10 protein-coding genes are annotated in these 5369 nt (G+C 63.8%); 6 read left to right on the top strand and 4 right to left on the bottom strand.

The features are described 5' to 3' along the window. Nucleotides 1-124 precede the first annotated feature (124 nt). Nucleotides 125-589 (top strand): PaaI family thioesterase, encoded by a 465-nt coding sequence (locus ACXJL8_RS32900; RefSeq protein WP_456621262.1) that lies wholly within the window; start codon nt 125-127, stop codon nt 587-589. A 119-nt stretch (nt 590-708) separates the two neighbouring features. Here the strand turns inward: ACXJL8_RS32900 and ACXJL8_RS32905 are convergent, their stop codons facing one another. After that, on the bottom strand, nt 709-1002 hold the full coding sequence (locus ACXJL8_RS32905; RefSeq protein WP_456621261.1) for an HdeA/HdeB family chaperone: 294 nt from the start codon (nt 1000-1002) through the stop codon (nt 709-711). A gap of 182 nt (nt 1003-1184) precedes the next feature. Here ACXJL8_RS32905 and ACXJL8_RS32910 point away from each other — a divergent pair, with 182 nt between their 5' ends. After that, a complete protein-coding gene (locus tag ACXJL8_RS32910; RefSeq protein WP_456621260.1) occupies nt 1185-1427 on the top strand; it encodes a PilZ domain-containing protein in 243 nt (80 codons plus the stop codon). Between the two features lie 328 nt (nt 1428-1755). On the opposite strand, the gene ACXJL8_RS32915 is transcribed toward ACXJL8_RS32910, so the two are convergent. After that, nucleotides 1756-1986, bottom strand: coding sequence for a hypothetical protein (locus ACXJL8_RS32915; protein WP_456621259.1), 231 nt, complete (start codon nt 1984-1986; stop codon nt 1756-1758). A 153-nt stretch (nt 1987-2139) separates the two neighbouring features. Here ACXJL8_RS32915 and ACXJL8_RS32920 point away from each other — a divergent pair, with 153 nt between their 5' ends. From ACXJL8_RS32920 to ACXJL8_RS32935, 4 genes are all read left to right on the top strand, one after another. Further along, on the top strand, nt 2140-2544 hold the full coding sequence (locus ACXJL8_RS32920; protein WP_456621258.1) for a hypothetical protein: 405 nt from the start codon (nt 2140-2142) through the stop codon (nt 2542-2544). Between the two features lie 95 nt (nt 2545-2639). Further along, on the top strand, nt 2640-3221 hold the full coding sequence (locus ACXJL8_RS32925) for a bifunctional transcriptional activator/DNA repair enzyme AdaA (protein WP_456621257.1): 582 nt from the start codon (nt 2640-2642) through the stop codon (nt 3219-3221). Between the two features lie 19 nt (nt 3222-3240). Continuing rightward, nucleotides 3241-3711, top strand: a complete 471-nt coding sequence (locus tag ACXJL8_RS32930; protein WP_456621256.1) for a PaaI family thioesterase — start codon at nt 3241-3243, stop codon at nt 3709-3711. 122 nt (nt 3712-3833) lie between these two features. After that, nucleotides 3834-4157, top strand: a complete 324-nt coding sequence (locus ACXJL8_RS32935; protein ID WP_456621255.1) for a hypothetical protein — start codon at nt 3834-3836, stop codon at nt 4155-4157. Nucleotides 4158-4218: 61 nt separating this feature from the next. On the opposite strand, the gene ACXJL8_RS32940 is transcribed toward ACXJL8_RS32935, so the two are convergent. Together ACXJL8_RS32940 and ACXJL8_RS32945 are read right to left on the bottom strand one after the other, a co-directional pair. Continuing rightward, nucleotides 4219-4686, bottom strand: coding sequence for a DUF6691 family protein (locus tag ACXJL8_RS32940; RefSeq protein ID WP_456621254.1), 468 nt, complete (start codon nt 4684-4686; stop codon nt 4219-4221). A gap of 5 nt (nt 4687-4691) precedes the next feature. Further along, nucleotides 4692-5120 carry a YeeE/YedE family protein gene (locus ACXJL8_RS32945; protein WP_456621253.1) on the bottom strand — a complete coding sequence of 143 codons (429 nt, stop codon included), beginning with the start codon at nt 5118-5120 and terminating at the stop codon, nt 4692-4694. Nucleotides 5121-5369 lie beyond the last annotated feature (249 nt).

The following is a 5369-nucleotide window of genomic DNA, read 5'->3' on the forward strand; positions in this document are numbered from 1 at the left end:
GCATCATAGAGGGCGAAGTCAGGCATTTTCAAGCCGACGGGACCAATGCAGACCGGGTGACTTTGCCGCGCCAATGCGCGCAGAATGACCGAAACATCCGGCAACAATGGAGGAAACGACAGCAATGCCATCGCAGCCAGAAGCGGAATTCGGCATCGCCGACGCCAGACGCGTACTCGGCGAGGTCTTCGCGCCCTGGGTCCAGGATCTCAACCTCTCCGTCGAGCGCATCGAGCACGCCCAGCCGGCGGATGCGCCGGACTGGCAACCGGGCGCATTGCTGCGCATGGCGTTTTCGGAACGGCTGTGCCGTAACGGCGGCGTGGTATGCGGCCAGGCGCTGATGGCGCTCGCGGATACCGCGATGGTGATCGCAATTCTGGCCGCCAGTCGCGGCTATCGTCCCATGACCACGGTCGACCAGACCACGCATTTCATGCGCGCGGTGTCCTCGTCGGACGTGCTTGCTGATGCCCGCGTGGTGCGGCTCGGGCGCACCATGAGCTTCGGCCGCGTCACCCTGCTCTCCGCCACCGACAACAAGCCGGTGGCGATGGTGTCGAGCGCGTTCGCGATGCTGCCGGGGTGAGCTTCACGCAAAAAGGAAAAGAGCCGCGTGAACGCGAAGCGCACCGCGGCTCTCGATGACGATGATGTCGAGCACGATGCCGAAGCGCAATTGCTATCGCGCTTCAGACGCCGGGCAGCTTACTTGCCGAGCACTTCGTCGGCCGCGGTGACGATGCTGACGTTCGGATTTTTTCCGCAATAGGCCCCGAACTGCTTGGCGTTCTCGACGAACACCTCGGTGTCGATGATCGCGTTGTCTTCGTCGCCCTTGTACCAGCCGTCCATCCAGGTCAGCACCATCTTGATGGTGTCGTCGCCGCTCTCGACGAACTGCTTGCAGCTCATGGTCGCGAGATCGAGCTTGGTGGCGTGGGCGGGAACGGACGACAGCGAGAGCGCTGCGGCGAACAGAAGCGAAAGCGTGGTCTTCATCAGAATCTCCATCGGCGCGCGGCGCCACAAAAGAAAGGCTCGTTGGGAAAGTCGGCGGAGGGAATCTCCGCTTCAGTTTCGTAAACGAAGTCTGAAGCGGTGTGCAAGTAGCGCCAGTATTGAGTTTAGTTCAACGTAATTTCTATGCACTATTTCACAATCATCGTTTTGGATTAACGCGAATGATCGAGAAACGTGCAACGCAGCGGCACCGTGTTTTCAAGGGTGGCACGATCACCTTTGCAGGCAGCGGCATTGCGTGCACGGTGCGGAATCTGTCAGCGGGCGGCGCCGCAATCGATCTCGACGGCCCCGTCGCGCTGCCGCAATCGTTCACACTGTCGATTTCGCGCGACAATTTCGTACGCGATTGCCGCCCGGTTTGGCGCAGCGACAGGCGCGTCGGCCTCGCCTTTGTACAGTAGTACATACGATGTGAATGACCGTTCGCATCACGCGAACGATTCAGCGATATGCTCGCTCGATCCGACGCCGGCAGCGCCAACGCAGACCCGCGATCACGCGTGCGGCGATCGCAGGCACAATCGCCGATGACGACGAGATCGCCGGTGTGACATTCGAAGGCCAGGTTGCCGACATTGTCGGGCGTGATTTGCCGCAATGGCGAGAAGCGCAAGCCACGGGCATCTGCGCCCCAGTTCTCCCAGGCGGCCGACGGCCGCGCCACAAGCAACGGCAGTGCAACAGCCCGGCCGGATAACGCAGGCGGGTCGGCCCCCCGCCTCGCTTTACTTATTTCGGCTTCTTGGCGGGTTCGCTCGGGCGCGCCCCGCTCCAGGGATCATACTTCTCCTTGGGCTCGGGAATGCGCTCGAGCGCGGCCTTGTAGGCCTTTTCGTCGACCTTGGGCTTGTTGTCCGCCTTGGCCTCATTGCCCTGGCGCTTGCCGCCGCTGCCCATCTGCGCCTGAGCCGCGCCCGTCGCCAGCGCCAGCACCGTGGCCGCTATGACCAAAATCCTCATTGGTGCAATCCCCCTCGTCTGGGGTACAAACTAGCCTGCAATCCTGTAATAGCAAATGCCGCCGGTCCCCCCGGCTTCAGCAAATCTTGATCGCGCGGGACTTCGCCGGATCACATTCGTGCCTATCTGTTGGCCCGCAGGGGACCTTCACGGATGTTGCGGATCATTGCTCATGCGGCGCTGCTCGCCGGAGCGCTCGCGCTCGGCGCCTGCGGCTTTGCCGACAGCCGCGCGCCGGTGCCCGAGTTCATGCGCATCAAGGAAGCCGAGCAGCAGCCGCCTGAACCGCCCCCCGACGTCAAGCGCGTGGTGCGCGAGCAGATCGATGTCGTCTTCGTCACCACGTCCTATCCGCGCGAGGTGCATGTGGCCCCGCCCCATCACGAGGTGCGAGGACCGGGCTGGACGGCCTGCGTCCGCGCGCAGCTCACCTCTGCCACCGGCACCGCGCTCGGCACCCAGACCTACATCGTGACGATCACCGGCGGAAAGGTGGTCGACCGCCGGCGCGCCGAGGCTGATGACATCTGCGGATCGGAAACCTACGAGCCGATCTAGCGCGATCCAACAGACGCGCGACATCTTCGGTCATTTTCGGACGTGGTCATTGCATCGGACTCGCGCTGCGAAAGTTCGGCCGCTATAGCGGCATCATGCCCGACTTCGACGCACGGTATGAAGCTCTTCGCCACCGCGACGCCGCGATGGACGGCGTCGTCTTTGTCGCGGTCAAGACGACGGGCGTCTATTGCCGCCCGGTCTGTCCGGCCAAAACTCCCCTCGCACGCAACGTCGAGTTCTATCGCAGCGCAGCCGCTGCCGAGCACGCGGGATTCCGTCCCTGCCTCAGATGCCGTCCCGAAACAGCGCCGTTCTGTCCCGCGTGGAAAGGCACCCGGACAACCGTCGAGCGGGCGCTGGCCCTCATCGAGGCCGGCGAACTTGATCGAAGCAGCGTGGAACGGCTGGCCGAACGGTTAGGGGTCGGCACGCGCCATCTGACGCGCCTGTTTGCCCGGCACCTTGACGCATCTCCGCTACAAGTTGCGCTGTCGCTCCGCGTGCAACGTGCCAAGCGCCTGCTCGATGCGAGCGGCCTGCCGATCGCTGCCGTTGCAGAACGCTCCGGCTTTTCGAGCACGAGGCGCATGAGCACGGCGTTCACACGACTTTATGGTCGTCCACCATCGGCATTCCGGAGGAAGGCCGCGACGTCACGGTTCGAAAACGGTTGACCACGGCAAGGAGACCATGATGGCCATCAAGGCCTACGGAACAGTCAGCGCCGAACAGCAGAAGCAGATGAGCGGGCTCGAGTTCGTCCAGGGACTTGCGGCCGGAACCCTGCCTCTCAATACAATCGCGCAGACCCTCGGCTATGACGTGGTGGAGGCGGAAAACGGTCGCGTCGTCATCGCGCTCGTACCGACAGGCGCTCATCTCAACCCGGCAGGAACGGTGCATGGCGGCCTCACGGCCACGTTGCTCGACAGTTGCATGGGGCTGGCCATCCAGTCGATGCTCGACAAGGGGACCAGCCAGACCACGCTCGAATTCAAGATTTCTCTCGTGCGATCCATCACACCGGAGACCGGTCCGATCAGGGCCGAAGGTAAGGTCCTGAACTGCGGTCGCCGCATTGGAACGGCTGACGGACGTGTGACAGATGCCAAGGGCCGGTTGCTCGCTCACGGCACGACGACATGCCTCATCTTCTCGGCTTGAGATCGGAAGGGAACGATCGTGCCGACGCGCGAGCCGGTTCCAGGAAAAACCTGTAATTCCGCCGGAACGATCGCTGCCTCCCCTTCTTGTTACCGCAGAGGGCAGTTTCGGAGGAGAACACGATGAGGACATTCACGATTGCGCTGCTGGCGGGCGTCGGCGTGCTGGCTGCGGCTGGCGGCGCGAAGGCTGCGGATATCTACACGACGAGCGAATACACCAGCCCGGATCTGATTCAGCAAGTCCGGCTCGTCTGCGATGACGCCGGCAATTGCTATCGCACCCGTGGCGGCGCGCGCGTCGTCGTGCGCGACTCCTATGCCACCATGCCGCGCGACCGCTACTACGAGCGCCGCACCTATCGCGACTGGGACGACGGCCCGCGTGGCGGCGTCGGCATTCGCGCTCCCGGCGTCAGCATCGGTGTCGGCGGCGACCGCTGGTAATCGATAAGACCTGATGGACGGGACGGGACCGGACGAGACAGCTCGCCCGGTCCCGCGCATGTCAGGTTTCGAGCGGATCGGGCGGCGTGACGACGCGCGTCGGGGACGGAAGCTGCGCGATGAAGCGCGCGAGCACCATGCCCACGCACATCGCGGCGACGAAGATGAAGGCGGATGCCGAGCCAAACCCGAGCGCGGTCAGCGCCGGTCCCGGACAAAAGCCTGCCAGCCCCCAGCCGATGCCGAAAACGGCGGGACCAACGATAATTCTCCGATCGATGTCGTTTCGCGTTGGAACGTAGAATCGTTCGGCGAAGAACGGCCGTGCGAGCTTCAGGACGCGGTTGAAGCCGATGAAGGTCACGGCCACGGCGCCGGCCATCACGAAGGCGAGGCTCGCATCCCATGTCCCTCCCGGGATGCCGCCGATATCGAGGAAGTTCAGCACCTTTGCCGGATTCGACATGCCGGAGATGATGAGGCCGAGGCCGAAGGTCAGGCCGATCGCGAATTGAATGAGGATGGTCATCGCCGTCAGCTCCAGTGCCGCATCACGAAGACAGTGGCGATGCCCGCGGCCATGAAGGTGATGGTCGCGACCAGCGAGCGCACAGATAACCGCGACAGGCCGCAGACACCGTGGCCGGACGTGCAACCGTGGCCCCACACCGCGCCGAAGCCCGTGAGCAATCCGGCGACAATCAGCACCGGCGTTGCCGCCTCGATCGTCTGCGCCGGCAGGCTGCCGGTGGCGAGCCGCACCAGCACGGGGGCCGCGACGAGGCCCGCGACGAAGACGAGCCGGCCCGCGAATTCGCGATCTTCATAAGGTGGAAACAGCCGCGCCGCGATGCCGCTGACGCCGGCGATCCTCCCCGTCGCCCACATCAGGAGCACGGCGGACAGGCCGATCAGCGCGCCACCCAGGAGCGAAGCAATCGGCGTGAAAGGTGTGGCGATCATGGTGATCCTCCGGGTCGAGAGCCATTCTTTGCGTATCCATCGAGGCAACCAGCCGCCGGACGCCCGCGTGCTCAACGAGACGTTAATATTACCACTCGAATTGACGCTACGTCCCAACGGTATTTTCCAATCTTTGCGCTAAGCATGGGCTCCTGAACGGGGAACGACGGGACGTGGTCGACATCGCGCACCAGGCTGCGATCAATCCGGCATCGGCAAGGCATGCTGAGGCTGTGCGCGCACTTGTCC

This window comes from Bradyrhizobium sp. P5_C11_2 (assembly GCF_054049755.1).

What these genes read in the sequence shown, in the direction of transcription:
- ACXJL8_RS32905 (WP_456621261.1), bottom strand. Translation starts at nt 1,002, where the DNA reads ATGAAGACCACGCTTTCGCTTCTGTTCGCCGCAGCGCTCTCGCTGTCG.
- ACXJL8_RS32935 (WP_456621255.1), top strand. Translation starts at nt 3,834, where the DNA reads ATGAGGACATTCACGATTGCGCTGCTGGCGGGCGTCGGCGTGCTGGCT.
- ACXJL8_RS32925 (WP_456621257.1), top strand. Translation starts at nt 2,640, where the DNA reads ATGCCCGACTTCGACGCACGGTATGAAGCTCTTCGCCACCGCGACGCC.
- ACXJL8_RS32900 (WP_456621262.1), top strand. Translation starts at nt 125, where the DNA reads ATGCCATCGCAGCCAGAAGCGGAATTCGGCATCGCCGACGCCAGACGC.
- ACXJL8_RS32915 (WP_456621259.1), bottom strand. Translation starts at nt 1,986, where the DNA reads ATGAGGATTTTGGTCATAGCGGCCACGGTGCTGGCGCTGGCGACGGGC.
- ACXJL8_RS32930 (WP_456621256.1), top strand. Translation starts at nt 3,241, where the DNA reads ATGGCCATCAAGGCCTACGGAACAGTCAGCGCCGAACAGCAGAAGCAG.
- ACXJL8_RS32920 (WP_456621258.1), top strand. Translation starts at nt 2,140, where the DNA reads ATGTTGCGGATCATTGCTCATGCGGCGCTGCTCGCCGGAGCGCTCGCG.
- ACXJL8_RS32910 (WP_456621260.1), top strand. Translation starts at nt 1,185, where the DNA reads ATGATCGAGAAACGTGCAACGCAGCGGCACCGTGTTTTCAAGGGTGGC.
- ACXJL8_RS32940 (WP_456621254.1), bottom strand. Translation starts at nt 4,686, where the DNA reads ATGACCATCCTCATTCAATTCGCGATCGGCCTGACCTTCGGCCTCGGC.
- ACXJL8_RS32945 (WP_456621253.1), bottom strand. Translation starts at nt 5,120, where the DNA reads ATGATCGCCACACCTTTCACGCCGATTGCTTCGCTCCTGGGTGGCGCG.